Source organism: Streptomyces caeruleatus (assembly GCF_001514235.1).
In the GTDB taxonomy this organism is placed as follows: domain Bacteria; phylum Actinomycetota; class Actinomycetes; order Streptomycetales; family Streptomycetaceae; genus Streptomyces; species Streptomyces caeruleatus.
In genome coordinates, this window is sequence record NZ_KQ948931.1 from 383,580 (window position 1) to 407,061 (window position 23,482).

At 70.0% G+C, this 23,482-nt stretch carries 20 protein-coding genes and 2 pseudogenes; 10 read left to right on the forward strand and 12 right to left on the reverse strand.

Going from position 1 to position 23,482, the window contains the following annotated elements; translation table 11 throughout:
- The first annotated feature begins 462 nt into the window (after positions 1-462).
- Positions 463-3,603, forward strand: coding sequence for a glycoside hydrolase family 18 protein (locus AQJ67_RS25345; protein WP_062721403.1), 3,141 nt, complete (start codon positions 463-465; stop codon positions 3,601-3,603).
- Here AQJ67_RS25345 and AQJ67_RS25350 read toward each other — a convergent pair.
- The 3 genes from AQJ67_RS25350 to AQJ67_RS25360 form a co-directional block, all read right to left on the reverse strand.
- Complete coding sequence (locus AQJ67_RS25350; protein WP_063807363.1) at positions 3,582-4,658, reverse strand: hypothetical protein; 1,077 nt, start codon at positions 4,656-4,658, stop codon at positions 3,582-3,584. The genes AQJ67_RS25345 and AQJ67_RS25350 overlap by 22 nt on opposite strands.
- A gap of 277 nt (positions 4,659-4,935) precedes the next feature.
- Positions 4,936-5,187, reverse strand: coding sequence for a DUF397 domain-containing protein (locus tag AQJ67_RS25355; RefSeq protein ID WP_062721405.1), 252 nt, complete (start codon positions 5,185-5,187; stop codon positions 4,936-4,938).
- The gene (locus AQJ67_RS25360) at positions 5,184-5,972 is read right to left on the reverse strand and encodes a helix-turn-helix domain-containing protein (protein ID WP_062721625.1); all 789 of its coding nucleotides are present in this window, start codon (positions 5,970-5,972) and stop codon (positions 5,184-5,186) included. The genes AQJ67_RS25355 and AQJ67_RS25360 overlap by 4 nt, the downstream gene beginning before the upstream one ends.
- Positions 5,973-6,133: 161 nt before the next feature.
- Here AQJ67_RS25360 and AQJ67_RS25365 point away from each other — a divergent pair, with 161 nt between their 5' ends.
- Complete coding sequence (locus AQJ67_RS25365) at positions 6,134-6,589, forward strand: ATP-binding protein (RefSeq protein ID WP_341846166.1); 456 nt, start codon at positions 6,134-6,136, stop codon at positions 6,587-6,589.
- A 19-nt stretch (positions 6,590-6,608) separates the two neighbouring features.
- On the opposite strand, the pseudogene AQJ67_RS25370 reads toward AQJ67_RS25365, so the two are convergent.
- Positions 6,609-7,315 (reverse strand): annotated as a pseudogene (locus tag AQJ67_RS25370) (class I SAM-dependent methyltransferase).
- 1,035 nt (positions 7,316-8,350) lie between these two features.
- Here AQJ67_RS25370 and AQJ67_RS25375 point away from each other — a divergent pair.
- Positions 8,351-9,382: an SGNH/GDSL hydrolase family protein gene (locus AQJ67_RS25375; protein ID WP_079056156.1), complete on the forward strand. Its 1,032-nt coding sequence runs from the start codon at positions 8,351-8,353 to the stop codon at positions 9,380-9,382.
- 109 nt (positions 9,383-9,491) lie between these two features.
- Here the strand turns inward: AQJ67_RS25375 and AQJ67_RS25380 are convergent, their stop codons facing one another.
- Positions 9,492-9,776 carry a DUF397 domain-containing protein gene (locus AQJ67_RS25380; RefSeq protein WP_062721409.1) on the reverse strand — a complete coding sequence of 95 codons (285 nt, stop codon included), beginning with the start codon at positions 9,774-9,776 and terminating at the stop codon, positions 9,492-9,494.
- Complete coding sequence (locus AQJ67_RS25385; RefSeq protein WP_062721411.1) at positions 9,736-10,584, reverse strand: helix-turn-helix domain-containing protein; 849 nt, start codon at positions 10,582-10,584, stop codon at positions 9,736-9,738. The genes AQJ67_RS25380 and AQJ67_RS25385 overlap by 41 nt, the downstream gene beginning before the upstream one ends.
- 268 nt (positions 10,585-10,852) lie before the next feature.
- On the opposite strand from AQJ67_RS25385, the pseudogene AQJ67_RS25390 reads away from it, so the two are divergent.
- Positions 10,853-11,905, forward strand: a pseudogene (locus tag AQJ67_RS25390) (aminoacyl--tRNA ligase-related protein).
- A 114-nt stretch (positions 11,906-12,019) separates the two neighbouring features.
- Positions 12,020-12,991, forward strand: a complete 972-nt coding sequence (locus AQJ67_RS25395) for a nucleoside hydrolase (protein ID WP_062721413.1) — start codon at positions 12,020-12,022, stop codon at positions 12,989-12,991.
- Between the two features lie 70 nt (positions 12,992-13,061).
- On the opposite strand, the gene AQJ67_RS25400 is transcribed toward AQJ67_RS25395, so the two are convergent.
- A complete protein-coding gene (locus AQJ67_RS25400; protein ID WP_062721414.1) occupies positions 13,062-13,985 on the reverse strand; it encodes an LAETG motif-containing sortase-dependent surface protein in 924 nt (307 codons plus the stop codon).
- 276 nt (positions 13,986-14,261) lie between these two features.
- On the opposite strand from AQJ67_RS25400, the gene AQJ67_RS25405 reads away from it, so the two are divergent.
- Positions 14,262-15,911, forward strand: a complete 1,650-nt coding sequence (locus AQJ67_RS25405; protein ID WP_062721415.1) for a glycoside hydrolase family 13 protein — start codon at positions 14,262-14,264, stop codon at positions 15,909-15,911.
- A 68-nt stretch (positions 15,912-15,979) separates the two neighbouring features.
- Here the strand turns inward: AQJ67_RS25405 and AQJ67_RS25410 are convergent, their stop codons facing one another.
- Positions 15,980-16,630, reverse strand: coding sequence for a DUF4142 domain-containing protein (locus AQJ67_RS25410; RefSeq protein ID WP_079056172.1), 651 nt, complete (start codon positions 16,628-16,630; stop codon positions 15,980-15,982).
- Positions 16,631-16,901: 271 nt separating this feature from the next.
- On the opposite strand from AQJ67_RS25410, the gene AQJ67_RS25415 reads away from it, so the two are divergent.
- Both AQJ67_RS25415 and AQJ67_RS25420 read left to right on the forward strand, forming a co-directional pair.
- Positions 16,902-17,780, forward strand: a complete 879-nt coding sequence (locus tag AQJ67_RS25415; protein WP_062721416.1) for a hypothetical protein — start codon at positions 16,902-16,904, stop codon at positions 17,778-17,780.
- Between the two features lie 87 nt (positions 17,781-17,867).
- Positions 17,868-18,470 carry a DinB family protein gene (locus AQJ67_RS25420; protein ID WP_062721417.1) on the forward strand — a complete coding sequence of 201 codons (603 nt, stop codon included), beginning with the start codon at positions 17,868-17,870 and terminating at the stop codon, positions 18,468-18,470.
- A 24-nt stretch (positions 18,471-18,494) separates the two neighbouring features.
- Here AQJ67_RS25420 and AQJ67_RS25425 read toward each other — a convergent pair whose 3' ends face one another.
- The 3 genes from AQJ67_RS25425 to AQJ67_RS25435 all read right to left on the reverse strand — a co-directional run bounded on the left by AQJ67_RS25425 (position 18,495) and on the right by AQJ67_RS25435 (position 21,085).
- Entirely contained in the window at positions 18,495-18,956 is a 462-nt protein-coding gene (locus AQJ67_RS25425) for an FxLYD domain-containing protein (protein WP_062721418.1), read from the reverse strand.
- A 72-nt stretch (positions 18,957-19,028) separates the two neighbouring features.
- On the reverse strand, positions 19,029-19,397 hold the full coding sequence (locus AQJ67_RS25430; protein WP_062721419.1) for a DUF6479 family protein: 369 nt from the start codon (positions 19,395-19,397) through the stop codon (positions 19,029-19,031).
- A 209-nt stretch (positions 19,398-19,606) separates the two neighbouring features.
- Positions 19,607-21,085: an MFS transporter gene (locus AQJ67_RS25435; protein ID WP_062721424.1), complete on the reverse strand. Its 1,479-nt coding sequence runs from the start codon at positions 21,083-21,085 to the stop codon at positions 19,607-19,609.
- A gap of 126 nt (positions 21,086-21,211) precedes the next feature.
- Between AQJ67_RS25435 and AQJ67_RS25440 the strand changes: the two genes are divergently transcribed.
- The gene (locus tag AQJ67_RS25440; RefSeq protein WP_062721428.1) at positions 21,212-21,727 is read left to right on the forward strand and encodes a MarR family winged helix-turn-helix transcriptional regulator; all 516 of its coding nucleotides are present in this window, start codon (positions 21,212-21,214) and stop codon (positions 21,725-21,727) included.
- 130 nt (positions 21,728-21,857) lie between these two features.
- On the forward strand, positions 21,858-22,592 hold the full coding sequence (locus AQJ67_RS25445) for a response regulator transcription factor (protein WP_062721430.1): 735 nt from the start codon (positions 21,858-21,860) through the stop codon (positions 22,590-22,592).
- A gap of 2 nt (positions 22,593-22,594) precedes the next feature.
- On the opposite strand, the gene AQJ67_RS25450 is transcribed toward AQJ67_RS25445, so the two are convergent.
- A complete protein-coding gene (locus AQJ67_RS25450) occupies positions 22,595-23,407 on the reverse strand; it encodes a class I SAM-dependent methyltransferase (RefSeq protein WP_062721431.1) in 813 nt (270 codons plus the stop codon).
- Positions 23,408-23,482: the final 75 nt, after the last annotated feature.

Genomic DNA, 23,482 nt, shown 5'->3' on the forward strand with positions numbered 1-23,482 from the left:
CGGCGGGCGCTCAAGATCGGGTACGTGTTCTTAAGGCACCACCCCACGGGGGCGACCACCAGTGCGCCGGGCCGTCCGGGTGACGTGGATGCACGCCGGACAGGCTCTCGCCCCCGCCGCCCCTACCCGCCCCTACCCGTCCCGCCCTGGCCCGTTCCAGGGCTTCGGCGACTGCCGCTAGGTCACGGTGGGGCCGAGCTGCCGCAGTGTGGTACTCGCCGAGATGGACGCGGTAGGTATCGCCGCCGCCGAGAACGTCGTCCTTGAAGAACTCCCTTCGCCCGCACTGTGCTGTCTCCGTCTCGGTCGCGCCGGTAGTGCCTCAGGCGATTCAAGTCGGCGCGCCAGCGGAGACGTTATTCACAGCAGGCAGCGGGGCTGATTCTGGTCTGGCACGGCGAGGAAGTCTCCAGTTGGCTGTCCATGACCGCACGGACACCGCACCATGGAGAGTGAGTTCAAGTGGGAAATTCCTCGGACTACCCTGACGTTCCCAAGTGGGTAAAGAATCCCCAGGGCTACAAGACGGGTTCCGTCACCAAGTACGAGGGCAACATTTTCCGCGCCGCTTTCTGGGCCGACGAGCCGGGGGTGGGGGATCCGAACAAGAACGGCTGGCGATTCTTCGACGAGTTGTACGACAAGACCTCGCACAAGGAGACCGAGCGGGCGAACATCATCGCGTACATCCCTACCTGGCGGAAAGAGGAGGGATTCGACTACGGCAAGGGCGAGATGTATCAGTACATCACGCACGGCATCATTTCGTTCTTGACGTTCAGCGAGCAGGATTCCGGCGCGTTCGACCCCAAGTCGGTCCGGGAGGTCGGCGCCGTTCTCGCGGACGTGCTCATGGCCGCGAACCTGTACGGGACCAAGATCATGGTCGCGCTGGGCGGCGCGAACGACTTCGCGTTCCTTGACCTGATGACGGCCGTCGGGACCGACCCGGCCTCGCCGAAGCTCGACCAGGCCGTGCGCAACGTCGTCGACTACGTCACCCAGAACGGTCTGCACGGCGTCGATCTCGACCTGGAGTGCTGGTGGGGCCGGCCCGGCGACCAGGACCAGGGCGGCCGGATGAAGAGCGACGGCCCGCATCCCGCGGGGCGGGGCCTGACTCTCTTCGCCAAGAAGCTGAAGGAGGCCATGCCCGACAAGATCGTGTCGGCGGCCGTCTTCGGCACGTCGTGGTACGGGAACAACTACGACCCGGACATGGCCGAACACCTCGACTGGGTGGGCGTGATGACCTACGACCTCACCGGGTCGTGGGACAAGTCCCCGGTCGGTCCGCATTCCGCCCTGCACAAGATCCGCGGGAAGGACACGGCGAAGATCCGTGAGGCGGATGAGTATCTGGAGTCGTACCTCCGCGAACAGCAGGGCGGCTGGCCGGGGGCCAGGGCGGGCGCTGGTTCGGACGCCCCGGGTGGCGACGCTGCGGAGAACAATCCGATCCTGTCGGTCGAGGACTGCCTCTGGTACTGGACGAATCCGCTCTTCATGAACTGGCAGGGCAAGGGACAGGAAGTGGACCGCGGAAAGATCGCCGCCGGCGTGCCGGTCTACGGCTATGACTTCGCCGCGGCCAAGGAGCCGGACGACCTGACCGGTGAAGTTCCCCCGGGGTACAAGGTGCTGCGGTACAAGGAAATCCTGGACGAATTCCCGGACGCCCTTGACGCCAAGGACGCGAACATCAAGGTGGACGGGAAGACGCCCCGCCCCAAGCTCGGCGAACCCCTTCCTCCGGGCGAGTACCCGTACGCCCACAACATCTATTTCGAGACCCCGGACACCGCCGTCACCAAGCTGAAGTTCCTCAAGGGGGTCGGCGCCAAGGGCGTCATCATCTGGGAACTCTCCAACGACGTCTGGGAAGACGGCAAGAGCATCATCAAGGCCCTTTACCTCGCCTCCGGCAACAAGGTTCCCGAGTCCTCGCCCGTCACGGATCCGCCGGTCCCGGTGGCCAATTCCTATCTGTGGGACTCCGTCGGATTCCTTGGGCACGCGACCAGCGCCCTGCAGTTCCAGGACGACGGCACCCAGGACAACGGCATGCGGCAGTTCTCGGCGCGGCTGTGGAACATCCCCGACGACGCGGACTGGAAGAGCGTCGCCCAGAACTGTCCGGCCGTGGTCAAGAGGCAGTACTTCAACCGGCCGACGCGCATTGTGGACAAGGGCGCTCTCGGACTCTGGGGCGAGTTCGACGTCCTCGACAATGACGACGTCCCGGACTGGTTCTGGGGTCACGTGGAAGAGAAGGACGGGGCGCCCGACGGGTACACGCGGTACGCCTCGCGCCTGTGGGGCCTCTCCCTCAGCGACGACTGGCAAGAGGCCGCAAAGCAGACCCCGGCGCTCATCGCGGGCCAGTACTTCGACGAGCCGACGGAGATCGAGGACAAGGGAGTCGGCGGACTCTGGGGCATCTTCGACGTCAGCGACGATCCGAGCCCGGTACCCGCGCCCACGAAGCAGGCGCGGGGTGAGAACGACTGCATGTACTGCCAGGTCGACACCGTTCCGTCCCCGGACGGCTGGGACAACGTGGAGCGGTTCAACCTCACGAACACGATGACCATCGGTGAGGATGCGCCGTTCCTCTATGCGGTGGTCACGAAGGACGACGACTCGGTCGACTTCCCCGACGGGGTCCTCATGAGCCTCAAGGACCCCGACGGGAACGCGTACGACAAGGACGTCGACGAGGCCGGTCGACTCGTCAAGATGTCGGGCGACTCGGTGCGCCTCGTGGTCGTCAAGGATCCGCAGGCGGGCGACTGGACGATGACCATGAGCGTGGCCTCCGACGCCGAGTTCCACTGCGAGTGCAACACGGTTCCGAGCAAGGACGTCTACGACACCATGCTGGAGACCGTCCGCCGGAGGGACGGAGGGGCCGGCGGGATCGGCCCCCGCAGCGTCGGCGGCGACATCCTCGCGGCATTCCTCGGCGTCGCCATCGCCGTGGTCCTCATTCCCGAGGCGGTCGTCACCACCGCTCTGACCGTCGCCGTCGCCGGGGCGGGACTTGTCGGGATGGGCTACAACGCCGTCAGGAAGAAGGACAGCGCGGAGAAGATGGGCACGGTCGCCGCCATCGTGAGCAAGATCGGCGACAAAGTCCGGAACCAGGGGTTCGACGGCGTCCTGGAGTCCGTGTACCTGATCGGAAAGAACATCAGCAAGGAGGAAGTCGAGGTCATCCGAAGGCCGGAGAACCTGGACAAGATCTACCCGTGGATCGGCGTACACATCCAGGTGTACAAGGTCGTGGAGCACATGACGGACCCGGAGAAGCAGAACTCCGTCCGTCACGTCTTCTGGCAGTGCATGCTCACCAAGAGGCTGGGCAAGGACTTCGCGACCGAAATGGGCGATGCGCACGAGGCCGGCAGGCCGGGTACGGACGCGGACAACGAGGCGGACGAGAAGAACAACAAGATCGGCCAGCAGCTCGCCATGGACGTGGCCTCCGAGAACGACTGCCTGAAGCGCACCCTCGAACTCTGGGACACGAGGACCAGTTACCCGCCCGGCGACCCGATGAGGATCGCCATCCGGCCCGACTACGAGGGCGACCCGACCTGATCCCCAGGGCTTCGGCATAGTCCCGCCCGACTGGCGCGTACGGCGCTCCGCAACTGCCCCGCGAGGGCGCGCACGGTGTCGGGGGTCGCTGCGGGGCGGGTGAGCGGCGAGAGGAGCCTTTCGGGTGTTACGGGCGTGACGGGCGTTACGGCGTTCCCGTCGCTCCCCTCGCCTCCTCGGGCCCTTTGGATCCCTTCGCCCCGGCATCCCCGGCAGAGGCCCCCTGGAAGGGCTTCCGGGCGGCCCGGTACTCCGCAGTCGGTGCACTCCATGAGGCGGCGGGGTCCGGGCGACGCGGGCGGCGCGGGATCTGTGGGCGCTGTGGGCGCTGCGGGCAGCTCTGGCGGCATCTTGTCGCGGAGGCGGTGCTGGACGAAGGCGCGGGGCGAGTGAACCTGGTCGGGGAGCCCCGCGACGAGGCTCCGCGTCAGGTGAACCGGGGTCGCGCCCCGGGCCAGCCACTCCTCGGCGAGGGCTTGCAGGGCCTCGCAGTCGGAGGCGGAGAGGGCGAGGCGCGGGTCATGGAGGCCGAGCCGGGCGAGGGCGGTGTAGGCGGGGGCGGGGTGGGGGCGCGCAGGAGGGTTGGGCGGCGGCTCGGCCTCGGTCTCGGCCTGCGGGGGCACGTCGCCGGGAGCGGTCTGCGGCCGTACGTCAGCTACCTCGTCTGCTACCGGCTCGTCACCCGCGAGGAACCGTGCCCACCAGTCGTTGGAACGTGCGGTACGCGACCAGTACGTGTGGAACACCCAGCGGGTGACGTTGTCGACGCCGGTCTCACCGGGCTGGGCGCGGCGGCGTACTCGCCGTAAGTGGCCGTGCCTGCTGAGCTCGTTGAGTGCGCTGCGAACGGCTTGCTGGCCGTACAGCGGCTGCGCCTTGGCGACGGTCTTGGCGTCCATGGCCGCGTTGTCGCTGAGCCGGTCGAGGAATCCGGCGAGGTACGCCTCACGGGGAGGCAGGTGGGCGAAGTCGTCGGCTCGGGGCGCCGCTTGGTCCGGGGCGGAGCGCTTGCCGTAGCCGGGCTTGGCCATGGGATGGGCTGCGGGCGCGGGCAAGGGGGCGTTAGAGTTTTCGTAAGCCACGGGATCGACCGATCCGATCTTGGGGTGAGACCCCGGCGGGTGTTGGTAGCACCCGACCGGGGTTGTTTGTTGCCGCGAACGCTAGAGGGTCGTGACGTCGTGTCGCAAGCCGATCACGAAAAGTCATGTGCGCTGGTATACGCGACAGTTGGCGCCCGTGGCGGCACGGGGAGGGCGGGAGGGTGGGTTCAATTCTTCCCGCTCATTCCTTGCAAAAGGGGCTCGAATGCCGGGGTCCGACGCCCGGGGCTCAGGCCGCGGTGTCGTGTGCGTACGCGACGAAGGCGGTCCATGTGTCGGGGGTGACACTGAACTTGGGGCTGCGAGCGCCGAGCTTCGAGTCACGGACGTGGATGGTGTAGGGGCAGGCGGCGACTTCGAGGCAGGCGCTGCCCGACGAGTCGCTGTGGCTGGACTTGCGCCAGGTGTAGGCGACTTCGAGGCATTCGCCGCCGCCACTGCTGCTATAGCTGGACTTGAACCACGTCAACTCGCTGCTCACAGCTCCTCCGCCAACTTCGCAATAAACCGGGCCGACTCCTCAGGACTCAGAGCCTGCCGAAGGATCATGGCATGCCGCTGCACGATGGCGCTGACCTTCTCTGCGTCGGCGTACAGCCTCCCAGTCTCCTGCCCTTCTTCGAAGACCAGTAGCTCATGTTCGCCGGTCTCCACCAAGACAAAGGGGCCGTCCACGCCAGGGCCAGCCCCCACGAAGGGCAGCACCTGGATCGTCACGTTGCGGGCCTTGCCGACAGCCAGTAGCCGGAGCAACTGCCTCTTGTGCGAATCCCGGCCCCCAACAGGGTTCCGGAGCGCAGCCTCTCCGATAGCGAAGCTGAACGCTCTGGTCTGTTTGCCCAGCAATGCCTGCCGTTCCAGCCGCCCAGCAACACGTTCCTCAATGGTCTCGTCGTCAAGCGGAGGCAGGTACGCGTTGAGCAGGGCCCGCATGGTCTCCTCAGTTTGGAGCAGGCCGGGAATGTGCAGGGGCTGATAAAAGCCCAGGGAGATCGCCTCAGCCTCGTACCGGACGTAGTCCTCCGCGTAAGAGAGGAACTTCTCCGGCTTCAAGTACTCGTGCCCGGCAAGCAACTTGCCGCGTGCTCCGCAGAGTTGATCTGCAGTCTGCAGCAACCTGAGCGTCGGTCGCCGTCTCCCGCACTCCATCGACTTGACGTACTCGTAGTCGTAACCGGCCTCCTCAGCCAGCGCCTGCCGACTGACCGAAGCCTCCTCCCGCCACAGCTTGATCTGACCGCCACAGTATCGCCAGTTCTGTTGCACCTGCTGAGACTCCCCGGACGCCGCCACGCCCCACCTCCCGCCAACACACCGTGTACAAGCACGCTGTGTACCCACGCCGCTACTCGCGACGTTACGCGCCGCCCACCAGCCTGAGCTGACCGAATGACGGAGAACCACACGCAAGAAAGCAAGGCGCGCGTATGCCCATGCCCGGAGGCCCCACACCTCAACCGGCCCCCACAGCCGTCCCGCAGGACATCGAGTGGCGACTGCCCCGCCACGCCCGAAGCGTCGGCCGGGCCCGAACGCTGTTCCGGGAACAGGCCACGTCGTGGAAGCTGCCGGACGAAGTGACGGAGACGGCGGTACTGCTCCTCAGCGAGCTGATGACGAACGCGTACCGCCACGCGAAGGTCTCCCCGGGCCGCGAGATCTGGGCCCGCTGCATCCTGGAGGCGAACCGCCTCCGCATCTCGGTGGCGGACGCGAACGACACTCTCCCTGAACCCCGTCCCGCCGCGTTGGACGAGGAGTCGGGCCGGGGTCTGACTCTGGTGTCCGCGCTGGCAGACAAGTGGGGAGCGGAACCCCGCGGGGGCGGCATCGGCAAGACGGTCTGGTACGAGCTCGAATGCGAACCTTGCGAGACTCTCTGAACGCCTGCTTGCCAGGGTCCTACCGGCTGCGCTGTCGGCAGACGAGTACGCCGCCCAGGCAGGTGACGCGAAACGCGCCCTCGGTGTGAATGGCCTCGTCGACCCGTTCCCGGGCGCGCTCGATCGTGTCCTCGAACGGTACGCCCATCTGGTCTGCCCAGGCTTCGTACGAGGCCAAGTGGGCGATCACGGGTTCGGCGTCGGTCACCTCGATCACCCCGGGCAGAGGGATCGTACGGACGTCGTCGAAAACCTCGCCGAGGACCGCCGGGGCATCCTCCAAGGCGAAGCGGGCGGACAGTTGCACCCGGGCGGGGCCTTCCTTGACGCCCAGTACGTCACCTGCGGCACTGCGCCAGAGATCTTCCAGTTCTCGCTTGTCAGTACGGCTGTTGGTCGAGACGACTGCGACTGCTGGATGTCCGCGACGACCGCTCCGGGGATGGTGCCCAGTATGCCGGGGGAGATGTCCAGGGGGAGGACGGTCAGGTCGGAACGCCCCTCCCGCATGCGTGCGACGAATTTCCCGTTCCCGCATCCCACGTCCGCGACCGCACCGCGTATGTCGACCAGCTCGTTCGCAACGATGCCCGGAAGATCGTGGCGCGGGGTCTGCCACTGGTAGAGAGACTGGCGGGCGGCCAGGTACCGGCCCGTGCCGTAGGCCTTGGTGGAGAGAAGGCTGCGGTCGGTGACCGAGAGATCAGGCGTGGGCTGAGCAGTCATCGTGGCTCCATGGGGTTGCTGGCGCGAGCGACTGCTGACCGTGTGTCACGGTACGGATCGCTACCCAAAAGTCCGGCCAGATTGCGAAGCCTGATGGTGATGCTTGCGGTATGCGTCTCGGCGGCAAGTACTGCTGAGAGCTTCGCACCGGCCCCGTCGACATCACCCTTCGCGAGGTAAGCCGTGGCCAGGTCGAGATGCGCGGCCTGAAGGCCGCCAGGAGAGCGGTCGCCTTCCGGCCCGGCTTGATACAGCTCCACCGCGCGGTGTGAGGCGGCAATGGCCTGCTGGACCTGGCTTCGCCCCCGGCGGCCAACAGCGTGGTACCGGCGTAGGCCCACTGCTTGGCTTCGGGAAAGGAGAAGACGCCGGGCAGCTCTTCCGGTCCCACTGGGGTCCGGGCCTCATGGGCCAGAGCCAGCGTTCGCAGCGCGCTGCGGTTGTCTCCTCCGGCTGCATGGGCTCGTGCCTCCAAGCTCAGCAGCCGGGCCTTGATCGTCCCGCCCAGTACGCGGCCAGCGACTGGAACGAACGTGCCCACGACCACCGCCGGCTCGGCCGTGAACTCGGCCTCTTCGACACCAACCCCCTGATCGGCGCCGGAGCCGGGCACCTTCGGTGCGCCAGTCTGGGTCCACGGCTCAGGCGGACTTCTGGCCAAGTGCGCGAAGGTGACCGCGTCGACCACGGAACTCGCCTTCGGTAGGCGCTCGTTTGTGCGGCAAGGCCGACCGTGTGCCAGGCCCCCGTGCCCCCCTCAGTACACGGTCACGCCGTCGGGTCCGCGCGGCGAGCGGGCAAGCCCCCTTCCCCCTTCGGGTCGGGCTCGCATCCGGACGCCGTGGCTGCGCCTTGCCAACACCCTTGCTGAACAGGCGAGATGAGCACGAGGGCAGGGATTGTCCGAGAACGCCCGGTTGTGGTTCACCACCCCTGGAGACATCACTGTCCGCGCATGAGTGAATACAGAACGTAGCGCTCTCTCGCCCCGCTTCGCGTGGGCCTCGACGAAAGGGCACAGGCATGCCTTCGGCCATGCGTAAGAAGACGACCACTCCACGGGCACGGCGGCTGGCCGCCGCAGCCGTCGCGCTGGGCAGTTGCCTGGCGCTCGCCGTCCCGGCGGGTACCGCCGGCGCGGCACCCGCCGACCCGGTGCCGACCGTCTTCTTCGGCGACTCCTACACCGCCAACTTCGGTATCGCTCCCGTGAACGACCAGGACAACGAGAGAGGCTGGTGCTTCCAGGCCACGGAGAACTATCCCGCCGTCGCCACCCGGCGCCTGGCCGACAACGGCATCACCCTCGACGTCCAGTCGGACGTCTCCTGCGGAGGCGCGCTCGTCGAACACTTCTGGAGGGAGCAGGAGCTGCCCTTCGGCGCGGGGACGATCCCGGCGCAGCACGACGCGCTCAAGGAGGACACCCAGCTGGTCGTGGGCGGTATGGGCGGCAACACGCTGGGCTTCACCAGCATCCTCAAGCAGTGCTCCGCCAGGCTCCGGGGCGACGAGGGAGCGCTGCTGCCCGGATATCCGCTGGACCCGGACAAACCGGCGGCCGAGTGCGCGGACTTCTTCGAGTCGGAAGACGGAAAGGCATGGCTGGACTACCAGTTCCAGCGGGTCGAAGGGGACCTGGAGGAGATGCTCCTGCGCATGAGCTACTTCGCTCCGGATGCCGACCGTGTCCTGGTCGGCTATCCCCGGCTCGTGCCCAAGGACACGACCAAGTGCCTGACCGCGGCACCCGGCCAGACGGAACTGCCGTTCGTCGACATCCCCGAGGGCGCGCTGCCGGTCCTGGACCAGGTCCAGAAGCGGCTGGACGACGTCATGAAGAAGGCCGCCGCGGATGAGGGTGCCGACTTCGTGGACCTCTACGACCAGACCGCGAACAACACGGCGTGCGACGGCGCCAACCGGGGCATCGGCGGCCTGCTGGAGAACTCCAAGCTCGAACTCCTCGGCCAGCCGATCCCGTGGTACGCCCACCCCAACGAGAAGGGCCGTGACCTCCAGGCCCAGCACGTGGCCACCAAGGTCGAGCAGATCCTCAACCGGTAAGAGGTAGGAGGTAAGGGGCACAGCCTCTACTGGAGACCGTCCTCGCCCCTCAGTGAAGCCCCAGGCCGATGGCCTGGGGCTTCATTCTGGCCCTCCCCGCCCGGATCGGCTATCGCTGGGAGGTACCGGACCTGCGGACGTGGTTGATGAACGCGGCGTAGGTCTGCGGGGCGAGGGTGAGCGTGCCGACCTCGGGGTCCTTGGAGTCGCGGACGGCGACGCAGGGGGTGAGGTCGGCGACCTCGACGCACTCGCCGCCCGTGTTTCCGCTGTACGAGGACTTGCGCCAGGCGACGGCTCCGAGGGGGGCGCACTCGACGCAGTCGCCGCCCGTGCTTCCGCTGTAACTGGACTTACGCCACTGGACGTTGACCTGTGTCGGCATGGTGCCCATAACGCTCCTCCAGTACCCGCTTGATCAGTTCCGCCGAATCCTCCACGGAGAGCGCGGCTCCCTGCAAGCCAGCGTAACGAAGGGCGGCTTCGCGGATAGTCTCCGTATTGGCCGTCATGTGGCCCGAGATGAGGTCCTCGGTGTACAGGATGTCCGGGTCGTCGTCGAAGCGGAGCAGGTTGAACGAGCCGTCCAGGCTGGTGTGTTCACCCGTCCCGAAGGGCAGCACCTGAAGGCGGATCCAGCGCTCGTCCTTGAGGCTCAACAGGTGGAGGAGCTGGTCCCGCATGACCTTCGGGCCGCCGATCGGGCGGTACAGCACCGCCTCGTCGAGGATCACCAACGTCAGGGGCGGCCGCTCCCGCTTGAGGATGCGCTGCCGCTCCATACGGGCGGCGAGCAGCTCGTCGAGCTTGTCCGGCTGACCCGTGGCCAGTACGGCACGGGCGTACTCCTTCGTCTGAAGCAGTCCGTAGACCAGCTGACACTGGTACGTCGAGATGTACGTCGCCTTCGCCTCCATGTCGGCGTAAGGCTGGAACCACGTCGGCAACTGGCTCCGCAACACCAGCCCCACCAACCGCGAGAACATCCCGTCCGTCACCAGCGCCGCGTCCAGCCGCTCGGCGAAATCCCGTGTCGGGACCTTCAGCGTCGTCTCGATCTGGCCGACCAGCGAGCCCGAGCAGAACAGGACGGAGCCCAGCTGCTTCAGCGTCAGCCCGGCCTCCTCCCGTTTTCTGCGCAGCTCGAAGCCGAAGTAGTCCAACGGAGAAGCCGTGGGGTCGAGTTGCCGAATGTGAACCAAGGCGTGCCACCTCCGAGTCCGGTCTGTAGCTGAGCGTAACCACGTGACTTCACACTGGTGATGTGAACGGGAAAAATCACCGGCGCGATCCACCCACCCCCCTGTTACCGTCCCCCCATGCAGCGCGCCGCCACCCCGCTCTCACGACGACGCCGGACCCCGTCCCGGCGCCGCGCTGACACCTGAGCGAAGAACGAAGCCCCGGGCGAGTGCCCCGGGGCTTCGGCGTATGGGTGCTCGTCCCTTCATCTCATCCGGAGGAGCAGCCATGCACCACGACCACCGCCGGCTCGGCCGTGAACTCGACCTCTTCGACACCGACCCCCTGATGGGCGCGGGCCTGCCGTACTGGCTGCCCGACGGCGCCACCGTCCGGCACGCGACGACATGTTCCCGCCGATGGAGCTCGGTGCGGAGCAGGTCGTGCTGCGCCCCAGCCTCTGCCCGCACCATGCCCTGATCTACCGTTCCCGGGCCCGCAGCTACCGCGAACTGCCGCTCCGCGCATGTCTTCTGCACTCTGGACCAGGCGGTGGACGAGGCGGGCGCCGCCCTGAAACTGATCGGCCGTGCTTACGCCGATCTGGGGATCAGAGCCGTGCGCCACCGTCTCTCGCTCCCGGGGGAGGGAGCCGGAGAAGGCGACGGCGGTGGCAAATACGTCGCCGATCCCGAGCTGTGGCGGCGCGCGACCGCCCTGCTCCGTGAGGTCCTGGACGCCTCCGGCATCCCGTACGAGGCCGTCGAGGGCGAGGCCGCGTTCTACGGTCCGAAGATCGACGTCCAGATCGCCGACCCGGCGGGCCGCGAGGCGACCCTCTCCACCGTCCAGATCGACTTCCACCAGCCCGAACGCTTCGACCTGCGCTACATCGGCCCGGACGGGGCCAGGCACCGTCCCGTCATGGTCCACCGCAGCGTCATCGGCAGCGTCGAACGAGCCGTCGCCCATCTGGTCGAGGAGCACGGCGGCGCGTTCCCGGCGTGGCTGGCGCCGGTCCAGCTGCTGATCCTGCCGGTGGCGCAGGCGCAGTACGCAGCGGCCGAGAAACTGCTGCACCGGGCCCGCCGAACGGGTCTGCGCGCCGAGATCGCCGGTCCCGAGCACGGCACCCTGGGCGCCCGGATCCGCGCGGCGCGCCTCGTGCCGTACCAGGCGGTCAGCGGGGAACGGGAGGCCGAGGGGGACGGGGACCTCGTGGCCGTACGGCTGCGGGACGGGCGCAGGCCCGGTGTCGTGCCGGGCGGCGAGCTGGTGGACCGGATCGCCGCCCGCGTCGCGGCCCGCGGCCTCGCGCTGTGGGACGGAGACGCCGCATGACGCCGCACGCACGCTGCCGCACGGCGACGCCATACGGCGACGCACTCCACCTGTACGACACCGTAAGGTCGGTTTCCCGGAACCCGCCACCGCACCCGTGCGAGGAGACCTGCCGTGACGAACGCCGAAGGGCAGCCCATCCCGGTGATCATCGACTGCGACACCGGTGTCGACGACGCCCTGGCGCTGCTGTTCGCCGTACGCCATCCGGGGCTCGACCTGCGCGCCGTCACCTGTGTGGCGGGCAACACGGACGTGGACGGCGTCGTACGCAACACCCTGACCGTGCTGGAGCAGGCCGGGGCCGGTGACATCCCGGTCGCGCGGGGCGCCGAGCGGCCGCTGATCGAGGCGGTGCGCACGGCACGGCACGTGCACGGGCAGGACGGCATGGGCGACCTCGGACTGCCCGCGCCGACCCGCCGCGCGGTGGAGGTGGACGCGGTGACGCTGCTGCGCCGCGAGATCCTCGCGTCACCGCGTCCGGTCACGCTCATCCCGATGGCGCCGCTCACGAACATCGCGCTGCTCCTGCGCATGTACCCGGAGGTGACCCGGGGCATCGAGCGGATCGTGTTCATGGGTGGCGCGGTGGCGACCGGGAACGCCACGCCGGTCGCGGAGTTCAACGTGTGGCACGACCCGGAGGCGGCGGCGATCCTGCTCACCGCCGGGGTGCCGATCACGATGTACGGCCTGGACGTCTTCCAGCGGGTCCTGGTCCCGGCCGCGGACGTCCAGCGGCTGCGCGGCAGCTCGGAGCCCGCCCTGCGCCTGGCGGGTGAACTCCTCGCCCATCGCGACCCGGCCACCTCCGGGGACCCCACCCCTACCGGCGGCATCGGCGACGCGGGCGCGGTCTGCGCGGTCGTGGACCCGGAGGGCATCACCACCCGCCCGCTCCCCGTCGAGGTCTCCCTGGCTCCGGGGCCGACGCGGGGCCAGACCATCGTCGACCGCCGCCCCCGCCCCGGTGAGTCCGAGATCCACGACGGCCCGCGCGAGCAGCAGTTGGTGGACGTGGCCCTGGACGTGGACGTCGAACGGTTCGTGAAGCTGTACCTGGCGACGCTGGAAGGTGTCTGACCGGCTGTCACACGGCAAAGGGGCCCGGGGTGACCACCCGATCACCCCGGGCCCCTTCACATACCGTCGGTCAGGAACGCGCCGCGCGCTTCCGCCTCGACATCACGACGAACGCCGCGCCGCCCGCCACCAGCGCCACCGCGCCGAGGGCGATCGGGCCGGTCGCGCTGCTGCCGCCGGTCTCGGCGAGGTCGTCGCCGCCGCCGTTGGGCTTCGGGGCCGCGGGAGTCGTCGACTCGGAGGCCTCCGGGGTCGAGGTCTCGGTGGACGGGGTCTCGGAGGCCGGCGGGGTCGTCTCCTCGGCCGGGGTCGACGGCTCGTCGGTCGCGGGCTCCGACGGCTCGGCCGGCGGCTCCTCGGTGGCCGGGGGCTCGCTCGTGCAGTCCTTGGTGCCGCCGTTCCAGGCCGCGATCAGCTTGTCCTTGATGACCGGGCGGTCCGGGCCCTTGGGCACGTCACCGTGCTCGAAGCCGTCGCCCGCGTCGAGCTTGCCGTCGAACTTCACCGCGCCCCGGTACAGGTCGATCTGCGCGAAGCAGCCCGCGTCCGGGACGGCGATGTCCAGGGAGTCGGTCTGGCCGGGCTTGACCGTGACCGTGTCGAAGTCGACGAAGACCTGCTCGCCGGAGGTCGCGAAGGTCGCGCCGTGGGCGAGGTAGGAGGCGAGCGAGGCGGTGCAGGTCGTGGCGTCGGCGGCGGCGCGGACCTTGACGTGGACCTTGCCGTCGTCGGTGACCTTCAGGTTCTGGTCGTCGACCTTGACGGAGTCGTAGAAGTTCGAGCCGTCGAGCGAGAACTGGCAGCGATCGGTGGCCGTCTCCGTGCCGGCGCCGGTACCCGGCTGGTAGGTGCCGCCGGACTTCCAGCCGTCGCCGCCGGGCGTGCCGTGGGCCCAGGCACCGGAGGCGGAGGCGACGGTGGCCGCGCATAGGGCGAGCGACGCGGCGCCCGTCCCCAACAGGCGTCGCGCGATGACACGTCTCGCTATGGACATGCGTATCCCATCGTGGGGTGAGTGCGAAGAAGGAGTCGCCGGGCTCATGGGTCACATTGGTCACATCGGTCACATGGATCACATGCGCCACAGCGTGAGCACATCGTCGGACGGCCGCAGAACGCTGTCAACCTGCGACAACGCAATGGTGGTTCAAGAGGCAATCACAATTTCGTCACGCCCAGAATGATCTCCTCCGCTCGGTACGGGGTTCGCTTTTCCGGCCAAGTGGACAGAGTTCTCACTGTCGCCCGTACCGAGCCATGAGGAGCCCGTGTGTCCGACCTCTCCTCCACCCGTCCCGACTGGTGGCGCCAGGCCGTCATCTACCAGGTCTATCCCCGCAGCTTCGCCGACGGCGACGGCGACGGGCTCGGGGATCTGAAGGGCGTCGCCCAGCGCCTCGACCACCTCGCCGCCCTCGGCGTGGACGCCCTGTGGCTCAGCCCCTTCTACCCCTCCGAACTTGCCGACGGCGGCTACGACGTCGCCGACTACCGCGATGTCGACCCGCGCCTGGGCACCCTCGACGACTTCGACGCCCTGGTCGCCGAGGCCCACCGCCTCGGCCTGAAGGTGATCGTCGACCTGGTCCCCAACCACACCTCCCACCAGCACGTCTGGTTCCAGGAGGCGCTGCGCTCCGGCCCCGGCTCCGCCGCCCGCGACCGCTACGTCTTCCGCCCCGGCCGCGGCACGCACGGCGAACTCCCGCCCACCGACTGGCAGTCCGTCTTCGGCGGCAGCGCCTGGCGCCGGGTCCCCGACGGCGAGTGGTACCTGCACCTCTTCACGCTCCAGCAGCCCGATCTGAACTGGGAGAACGACGAGGTCCGCGCCGACTTCCGCACCACCCTGCGGTTCTGGTCCGACCGGGGCGTCGACGGCTTCCGCGTCGACGTCGCGCACGCGCTCGCCAAGGACCTCAGCGAGCCGCTACGGGACCTCGGCGCCCCGGAACTCAGCCGCGAGGAGGCCCTCCCGGACCTCCCGCCCGGCACCCACCCCTTCTACGACCGCGACGAGGTCCACGAGATCTACCGCGACTGGCGCAAGATCCTCGACGCCTACCGCCCGCCCCGGATGGCCGTCGCCGAGGCATGGGTGACCCCGGCCGCCCGCCGCGCCCTGTACGCCCGCCCCGACGAACTGGGCCAGGCCTTCAACTTCGAGTATCTGCAAGCCGGTTGGGAGGCCGAGGAGCTGAGGCAGGTCATCGCCGACTCGCTCGCCACGGCCCGCGCGGCGGGCGCCTCCGCCACCTGGGTGCTGTCCAACCACGACGTCGTACGCCACGCCTCCCGCCTGATGCTCCCGCCCGGCACCGACGACAACGCCTGGCTGCTGTCCGGCGGCCACGCACCGGCCGTCGACGAGGCGGCCGGCCTGCGCCGCGCCCGCGCCGCGACCCTGCTGATGCTGGCGCTGCCCGGTTCGTCGTACGTCTACCAGGGCGAGGAACTCGGCCTGCCCGAGGTCGCCGACCTGCCCTTCGAGGTCCTCCAGGACCCGGTCTGGGAACAGACGGGACGCGTCCGCAAGGGCCGTGACGGCTGCCGGGTGCCGCTGCCGTGGACGACGACGGGGCCGTCGTACGGGTTCGGCGCGGGCGGGTCCTGGCTGCCGCAGCCGGAGGGCTTCGCGGCGTACGCGGTGCAGGCCCAGGACGGTGTGGAGGGCTCGACCCTGGAGCTCTACCGCAGGGCCCTGCGGCTGCGCCGCAAGCTGCTGGAGGGGGAGGAGCTGGAGTGGGCGCCGGACACCCCGCCCGGCGTCCTGCACTTCGCCCGCTCGGAGGGCTGGCGGTGCGTGGCCAACCTGTCCGGTACGGCGGTGGAGCTGCCGCCGGGTGAGGTGCTGCTCGCGAGCGCGCCGCTGGAGGAGGGCGGCCTGCTGGGCGCGGACACGACGGTCTGGCTGACGTAGGCCTTCGGGCAGGACTGCCGCGGGCAGGACTTCCGCGGGCAGGACTGCCGCGGGCAGGACTGCCGCGGTCACGGCTTCAGGGTCACCTGGGGTTCGCCGGCCGTCGGAGGGGGCGGGGTCGTGTCGTCGGCCGGGAGCTTGGGCGGGGTCGTCTCCTGGAAGAGGACCTGGTCGAGGTCGACGAGCCCCGTCTTCTCCATGACCGTGATGTGGTCGAGCACGGTGGTGTTGGCCTGGTCGGCCAGTTGCCGCACCAGGGTGTTCCGCGTGGTGGACCGGATCTTGGCGATGGTGGTGAAGATCTGGCCGTGCGTGATGCGCAGGATGTTCGCCATGTCGCTGTCGAACTGCCTGCCGCTGTCCGCGCTAAGCGTCGCGACGAAGCCCTGCTGCTGGGGGCTGGGCCGGTTGGGCAGGGCGATGTCCAACCGCGGCGCGATCTTCCGGCAGGTGGCGTCCAGCGCGGCGTGCCCGGAGACCAGATGCCGCCCGGCCGTGCGCACCGCGTCGGTCGTCCCCTTCTGGAGCGCCATCTTCCCCACCGGGTACTCCCACAGCCCGGCCGCCCGCACCTTCACGACGAAGTCCCGGTCCGCCTCCGTCAGCGGCCCGGCCGAGGTCTGGGCGATGACCCGGTCCTGGGCCGCCGAGACGGCACTGAACCCGAGCACGGCGGGACAGGCGAGCGCGCTCAGCGTCACACCGAGCACCCCGCCCACGAGCACCGTCCCCGTCACCTTCCGCGTGATGCGCACGTCGTTCCTCCAGTACGGCCGGGTCCACCAGGGGTCACCCATCGGTACGCGCCCCACCCCGCGGAGAACCTTTTGGCTTGGCATCGACTCCGTAAAGCCGACAGCCCACGCCCGGACGGGTGGTGCGGGCGGCGGCGCGGGCCCGTACGGCCGAGCGGAGCGCGCCGTTCGCGGGGGCGGCCGCGAGAATCGCGGGCAGGGGTGCCGCCGACGTGTGTGAGGAGCTCCGCCGACGATGAGCAGGTCCTGGAAGACGACGATCCTCGGTTTGCTCGCCGTCGCGGGCGTGGTGATCACGCCGGGGACGGCCTACGGCGGTGACGACCTGTGGGCGACCGCGACCATCGAACCCGGACGGGAGGGCATCGTCGAGGTCGGCGGCTACGCGGGGACACCCCTGGGCGCGGGCTCCGTCCTGACCCTGACGGCACCGTCGACGACGACCGTGACGGGGACGCCGTACACCGGGCCCGGCTACCGGGGGTCGGTGACGCTGGGCGGGAGTACGGGGACGTACACCTTCGAGGGGGCGGCGCCCGCCGCGGCAGACGAGCCGGAGGAGTCGGAGGATCCGGAGGTACCGGGGGAATCGGCGCAGTCGGCGCAGTCGGCGGAATCCGTGGAATCGGCGGAGTCGGCGGAGTCGGCACCGGCTGCACCGGCGGCCTGGAAGGACCGCAGGTACCCCTTCGTCCTGTCGGTCCCCGCGGACGCCGAGCCCGGCACCCGGCTCCCCGACTGCGCCCTGGTCCTGCGGGACGCGCACGGCACCGTACGGCAGAAGGGCACCTGCACCGTGACGGTCGGCCTGCCCGCGCCGGTCCTGTCCCGGCCCCACTCGGGCGTGCCGGTCAGCGGTCGGCCCAAGATCGCGGGTACGGCGTATCCCGGCGCTCAGGTCACGGTCCGCGACGCCCGCGAAGAGGAGGTCTGCGCGGCGACCACCGCCCCCAACGGCGTCTGGTGGTGCGTCCCGAGTCACGCCCTGCCCCCGGGCACGGGCCGCCTCCAGGCGACGGCCACGCTCAACGGCGTGAGCGCGGCGAGCGAACAGATCGACATCCTCGTGACGGGCACGGCGGCGGACAGCGGTGGGGGCCGGCACCGGAGGTAGGGGACCACCGGGGTCGCCGTCGCCGCGGTCCTGCGGTCCTGCTGTCCGGCCGCCCCGCTGTCAGTGCTCGGTGGAAGACTGCCGGGCATGACGTCAACGGACCCGAAAGCGGACCTCCTCCGGTATCTCCAGGACGCCCGGGACGCCCTCCTGTGGAAGCTCGACGGGCTCTCGGAGTACGACGTCCGCCGCCCCCTGACGCCCACCGGCACCAACCTGCTGGGGCTGGTCAAGCATGTCGCCGGAGTGGAGCTGGGGTACTTCGGCGACACCTTCGGACGGCCCTTCTTCACCGAGGAGCCGCCACCGCCCTGGTGGTACACCGAGGACGCCGAACCCAACGCGGACATGTGGGCCGGCGCGGACGAGTCGCGCGAGGACATCGTCGGCCTGTACCGCCGGGCCTGGAAGCACGCCGACGGCACCATCGACGCGCTGCCGCTCGACGCCACAGGTCACGTCCCTTGGTGGCCGGTGGAGCGGCGCGAGGTGACGCTGCACCACCTCATGGTGCGCGTGATCGCCGACAGCCAGCGGCACGCGGGACACGCCGACATCCTGCGCGAACTCATCGACGGCAGCGTGGGGTACGGCGAGGGCAAGGAGTCCTTGCCGCAGGGCGACGGGGCATGGTGGGAGAACCACCGCCGTCGACTGGAGAGCGCGGCGCGGGAGGCCGACAAGGGCTGAAGCGGCCGACGGCCAGCGGGCTGATCAGTAGCGCAGCGCCCTGGCCACCTCGGCCTTCACGTCCCCGCTCAGGTCATGCGTGCTGCGCACCGTGCCCGTTCCCGTCCCGCCCGCCGCCACATCCGAGACGGTCACCACGTTGGCGTCCAGCAGATCGCCGTTCCCGTCACGGAAGTTGACCTGTACGGCGAACGACTTCTTCGAGTCGGCCGTGTTCTCCACGGTGACCTCGACGGTCGTACGGCCCTCCGAGTCGGTCGTCGGGTCGCCCAGCCGCACCGAGCCCTTGGCGTCGACCCCGCCCTTGATGTCGTCCAACTGGCGTCCGGCCTCCGCGGTCGCCGAGGCGAAGGCGGACGCCGCCTTGCTGGCCACCGAGGAGGGCGTGTCGTCGTCGGAGCAGGAGGTCAGGGTGAGGGCGACGGTCACGGCGGCGGTCGTCGCGAGCGTCGCGGTGGTCGTCCACCGCGTGCGGTGACGGGGCATGGCGCCTCCAGGGGGTGAAGAGTCATGGAGAGTCACGGTCGCGGCGGCGCTGCCCGGACCCGTGCACGCGGCTCACCCGTGCCCCAGGCCGCCCCCGCCGAAGGAACCGCTCTTTCCGGGCAGCCAGCGTTTGCGGTGCTGATCCTCGCTGCGCCTGCTGCCGGCGTGGTGCAGCTCGTGCGGCAGGAGCCGTTCCCTGCCCTCCGCGTGCGGCACTTCGTCCGGCTCCCTGAGCTCGCGCTCCTCATGGACCGGGCCGGTGTCGGGGAGATGCGGCTGCTCGTCCGGCGTGGGCCGGGGCAGCTCTCGATCACGGACCCGCATGCCGAGCTGCACGGCCCAGACCAGTGCGCCGGCGATGAACAGGCCACCCGCGAAGGCGGCGATCACGTTGAGTACTTCACTCGACGTGGCCGCAACAACAAACGTCGCTGTACTCATGCCCCAATTATCACCGAAAGGGCCGAATAAGCTCCCGGAAGAACGCCCGGAACCGTCCGTACCCCCAGTTCTCGCGGGTCTACACGCGTCCTCCGAACCTGGGCCTCGCGGGTCTTCTGGGCCTTGCGGCCTTGCGGCCTTGCGGGTGACGAGCGCGGGACGCCGTACTTCACGGCGTCCCGCGCTCGTACCCACCTGCCCGTTCCGCCCTAACCGGCCCTGACCACGGTCCGCTCGGACGCGTCGCCCTCGGCGGCGACCCCGTCGGCGACCGCGGTCCGCTGCTTCGGGATGAACGCGGCGACCGCGAAGGCCAGCAGGGCCGCTCCGGCGCCGATGGCCATGACGACCTTGAAGGCGTTCTCCGAGGGCAGGGCGTAGCCGCCGAAGTCGGTGGTCATCTGGGCCAGGATGACGCCCGCGAGGGCGCTGGCGAAGGAGGTGCCGAGCGAGCGCATCAGGGTGTTGAGGCTGTTGGCGGCGCCCGTCTGGGACGGGTCGACGGCGCCCATGATCAGCGCGGGCAGCGCGCCGTAGGTGAAGCCGATGCCGGCGCCGATGACGCAGGACACCAGGATCAGGTGCCAGACCTCGCTCATCAGCACGATGTTCAGCGCGTACCCGGCGGCCACGATCAGCGCGCCGATCATCAGGGTGACCTTGGGGCCCCTGGCCTTGGTGACGGCCGCGGACGCCGCGGACATGGCCATCATCACCAGACCCTGCGGGGCCAGCACCAGGCCGACCGTGAGCATCGACTTGCCGAGGCCGTAGCCGGTCTGCTCGGGCAGCTGGAGCAGCTGCGGCAGCACGAGCGACATCGCGAACATCGAGAAGCCGAGCGCGACCGAGGCCAGGTTGGTGAACAGCACTTGCGGCCGTGCGGTCGTCCGCAGATCGACCAGCGGCTGCTTCGCCCTCAGCTCCCACCAGCCCCAGGCCAGCAGGACCAGGACGGCGGCGGCGCCGAGGCCGAGCGTGGTGCCGCTGGTCCAGCCCCAGTCGGCGCCCTTGGAGACGGCCAGCAGCAGGGAGACCAGTCCGGCCGACAGTCCGAGCGAGCCGACCAGGTCGAACCGGCCGCCGGTCCGCGCCTTCGACACCGGTATGACGACCAGGACCAGCAGGAAGGAGAGCGCCCCGAGGGCGGCGGAGACCCAGAACAGGATGTGCCAGTCCCAGTTGTCCGCGATGAACGCGGCGGTGGGCAGCCCGAGCGCGCCGCCGACGCCCAGTGAGGCGCTCATCAGGGCGGTGGAGCCGGCGAGACGGTCGGCGGGCAGTTCGTCCCGCAGGATGCTGATCCCGAGCGGTATGACCGCGGCCGCCAGACCCTGCAGGGTTCGCCCGACGATCATCGGCACCAGCGAGTCGGCCAGCGCACACACCACCGACCCCGTTACCAGCAGCGCGATGCTCGTCAACAGCATCCGCCGCTTGCCGACCATGTCCCCGAGCCGCCCGACCACCGGCGTGGCCACGGCGGCCGCGAGCAGCGTCGCGGTCACCGCCCAGGCCGCGTCGGACGCCGACGCGTCCAGCAGTCTCGGCAGCTCCGGAACGATCGGAATGACCAGCGTCTGCATCAACGAGACGACGATCCCGGCGAGGGCCAGCACCGCGACGACGGCGTTCGGCGCGACGGCCCTCCTCCCGGAGTCTGTGGGGCGAGCGAGAGCGTGGGACATGGGGTGCCTCCGTCGAGGGGTTTGGTTCAGAGGGGAAGGGAGTGCACTCCGCTTCTTCGTTGCTTGACTTAGGCAAGCATAGATGGATTACTTAAGTCAAGCAAGCGTTTGCGGTACGGTGAAGTCATGCCCCCACAGCCCTCCACGGCCCCCGAGCCGGAGTCCCCCGTTCCGTCGGCCATCGCCGAGATCGAGAACTGCCTGACCCGCGTCAGCTACCTGGCGGGCCGGGCGAGACAGCACGAGTACCGGATGGCCATGGCCGGCCTGCCGCTGGACCGGGCCGCCGTGGCGGTCTTGCGCCGCCTCGCCGAGGCCGAACCGATGCGGCCCGGTGTGCTGGCGGGGCTGCTGGCCGTGGAGGCGTCCCATGTCACGCGGCAGGTCCAGCAGTTGGAGCGGGCCGGCTATGTGCTCAGGGCCGCCGACCCGCACGACCGACGGGCCCGGCGCATCGGGCTGACCGACGCCGGCCGGGCGGCAGTGGACCGCTTCCGTGAGGCGGGCCGCGTCGGTATGGGCATGGCGCTGGCCGACTGGTCGGACGACGACCTGCGGCGGCTGGCCGAGCTCTTCCACCGCCTGGTCGACGACTTCGTCACCCACGCCGAGGTGACCGCCGACCTCGGCCCCACCGCCTGACGACCCGTATCCGCCGGGCGGAGCCGTCCCCACGCCGTTCTGCACGAGCCACACGACCCGATACGACCCGCACGGCCCCACGACCCGCACGGCCCCACGACCCACCCGGCCCCACACGAAGGGCGTCGCCATGAACGCGAACCTCTCGAACCTTCTGGAGAAACCCGCACCGCCACGCGGCGACGGACAGCGGGTCCTGGTCGTCGCCGACGATCCGGGCGACAGTGAACTGCTCAGTACCACCCTGGAGTTGGCGGGCTACCGGGTCGGCACGGCGGGCACCGGCGCCGAGGGGCTGACCCGGCTGACGGAGCACCCCTTCGACCTGGCGGTCTGGGACGCCGTACTCCTCTCCCACCTCACACATCCGCCCCGGCCGCCCCGCGCCGCCGACCACCCGGCCCACCCCCCGCTCCTCTTCCTCACCACCTGCGACTCCCTCCACCGTCTGGTGCCCGAACTCGGTCCGGGCGAGAAGGACTACGTCACCAAGCCGCTGCGGATCGCCGAGGTCCTCGCCCGGGTCGACGTCCTGCTGCGCCGCCGGCGCCCCGGACGCCAGGCGGCGCTGCCCCGCTACGGCGACCTGGTCCTGGACGACGCCACCTGCCGGGCCCGCCGCGGCGCCCGTCCGCTCGACCTCACCCCGGCCGAGTACCGCCTGCTGCGCCATCTGCTGGTGCACGCCGGGTGCGTGCTGTCGAAGGAGCAGATCAGCGGGCATGTCTGGGGGGACTTCCGGGCGAACGAGGCGATCGAGAAGCTCGTCTCGCGGCTGCGCCGCAAGGTGGACAGCGACCCGGGGGAGCCGGCCCTGATCCATACGCGCCGCGGGTTCGGGTACTGGCTCGGCGGCGTCGGCTGACCTTACGGACGCACTCCCCGCACCGCCCAGGCCCGTGCCGTGAGCGGGACGGACCCGTCCGGCGCGACGGGGACCCGCGCACGCAGGCCCTCGCGCAGTCGGTCGCGGGCGGCCGGGGCGAGGGAGGCGACGTAGCCCGGGGCGGGGCCCTGGCCGGACAGGAACGGGTCCCACAGGTCGGCGAAGCCGGCGAAGACCGTGGGCACCTCGATCGGGGTCGTCGAGACGTCGGTGAGTCCCGCGTCCGTCCACAAGCTGTGGAGCGGCTCGGGACGGCAGTCCCGGAAGCGGCGGCCCTCGTCCAGCGCGGCGGCGGCCGGGTCGGTCTCGGCGGCGGCGGCCCAGAAGTGGGCGAGGAGGTCCATGCCGTCGCCGTAGTCCCAGACGTACGCGGCGACCAGGCCGCCGGTGCGGACGGAGCGGGTCAACTCGCCCACGGCTACGGGTGGTTCGGGCAGGAAGTTCAGGGTCAGGCCGCTGACCGCCACGTCGAAGGCGCCGTCGCGGACCGGCAGCGCGAGGGCGTCCGCCACGAGGTAGCGCGGCGAACCGGTGCCGGAAGCCGGGGCCGTCGCCCGGGCGGCGGCGCTCACGAACCCCGCGGAGCGGTCGCACCCCACCACCTCCCGGGGCCGGTGCCGCGCCGCCACCGCCGCCGACAGCACCCCCGTGCCGCACCCCACGTCCAGCCAGCGCAGCCCGTCCGCGCGGGCCAGCCACGCGAGGAACTCCCGCGCGACGACCCGGCTCCACTGGCCCATGTACCGCTCGTAGGCGGCCCCCGAGGCCCACACGTCGAACCGCTGCTGCGCCATGTCCGTAACGATCCTCCGTGCGGCCGCTGTCCGAAACCTCCGTAGCCCGCCCCGCCCGGCTCCGCCCCGCCCTGC

Excerpts from the sequence above, each read along its gene's own strand:
- AQJ67_RS25400 (WP_062721414.1), bottom strand. The coding sequence starts at position 13,985 with ATGTCCATAGCGAGACGTGTCATCGCGCGACGCCTGTTGGGGACGGGC.
- AQJ67_RS25435 (WP_062721424.1), bottom strand. The coding sequence starts at position 21,085 with ATGTCCCACGCTCTCGCTCGCCCCACAGACTCCGGGAGGAGGGCCGTC.
- AQJ67_RS25365 (WP_341846166.1), top strand. The coding sequence starts at position 6,134 with ATGCCCATGCCCGGAGGCCCCACACCTCAACCGGCCCCCACAGCCGTC.
- AQJ67_RS25440 (WP_062721428.1), top strand. The coding sequence starts at position 21,212 with ATGCCCCCACAGCCCTCCACGGCCCCCGAGCCGGAGTCCCCCGTTCCG.
- AQJ67_RS25415 (WP_062721416.1), top strand. The coding sequence starts at position 16,902 with ATGAGCAGGTCCTGGAAGACGACGATCCTCGGTTTGCTCGCCGTCGCG.
- AQJ67_RS25380 (WP_062721409.1), bottom strand. The coding sequence starts at position 9,776 with ATGGGCACCATGCCGACACAGGTCAACGTCCAGTGGCGTAAGTCCAGT.
- AQJ67_RS25375 (WP_079056156.1), top strand. The coding sequence starts at position 8,351 with ATGCGTAAGAAGACGACCACTCCACGGGCACGGCGGCTGGCCGCCGCA.
- AQJ67_RS25420 (WP_062721417.1), top strand. The coding sequence starts at position 17,868 with ATGACGTCAACGGACCCGAAAGCGGACCTCCTCCGGTATCTCCAGGAC.
- AQJ67_RS25425 (WP_062721418.1), bottom strand. The coding sequence starts at position 18,956 with ATGCCCCGTCACCGCACGCGGTGGACGACCACCGCGACGCTCGCGACG.
- AQJ67_RS25450 (WP_062721431.1), bottom strand. The coding sequence starts at position 23,407 with ATGGCGCAGCAGCGGTTCGACGTGTGGGCCTCGGGGGCCGCCTACGAG.
- AQJ67_RS25445 (WP_062721430.1), top strand. The coding sequence starts at position 21,858 with ATGAACGCGAACCTCTCGAACCTTCTGGAGAAACCCGCACCGCCACGC.
- AQJ67_RS25430 (WP_062721419.1), bottom strand. The coding sequence starts at position 19,397 with ATGAGTACAGCGACGTTTGTTGTTGCGGCCACGTCGAGTGAAGTACTC.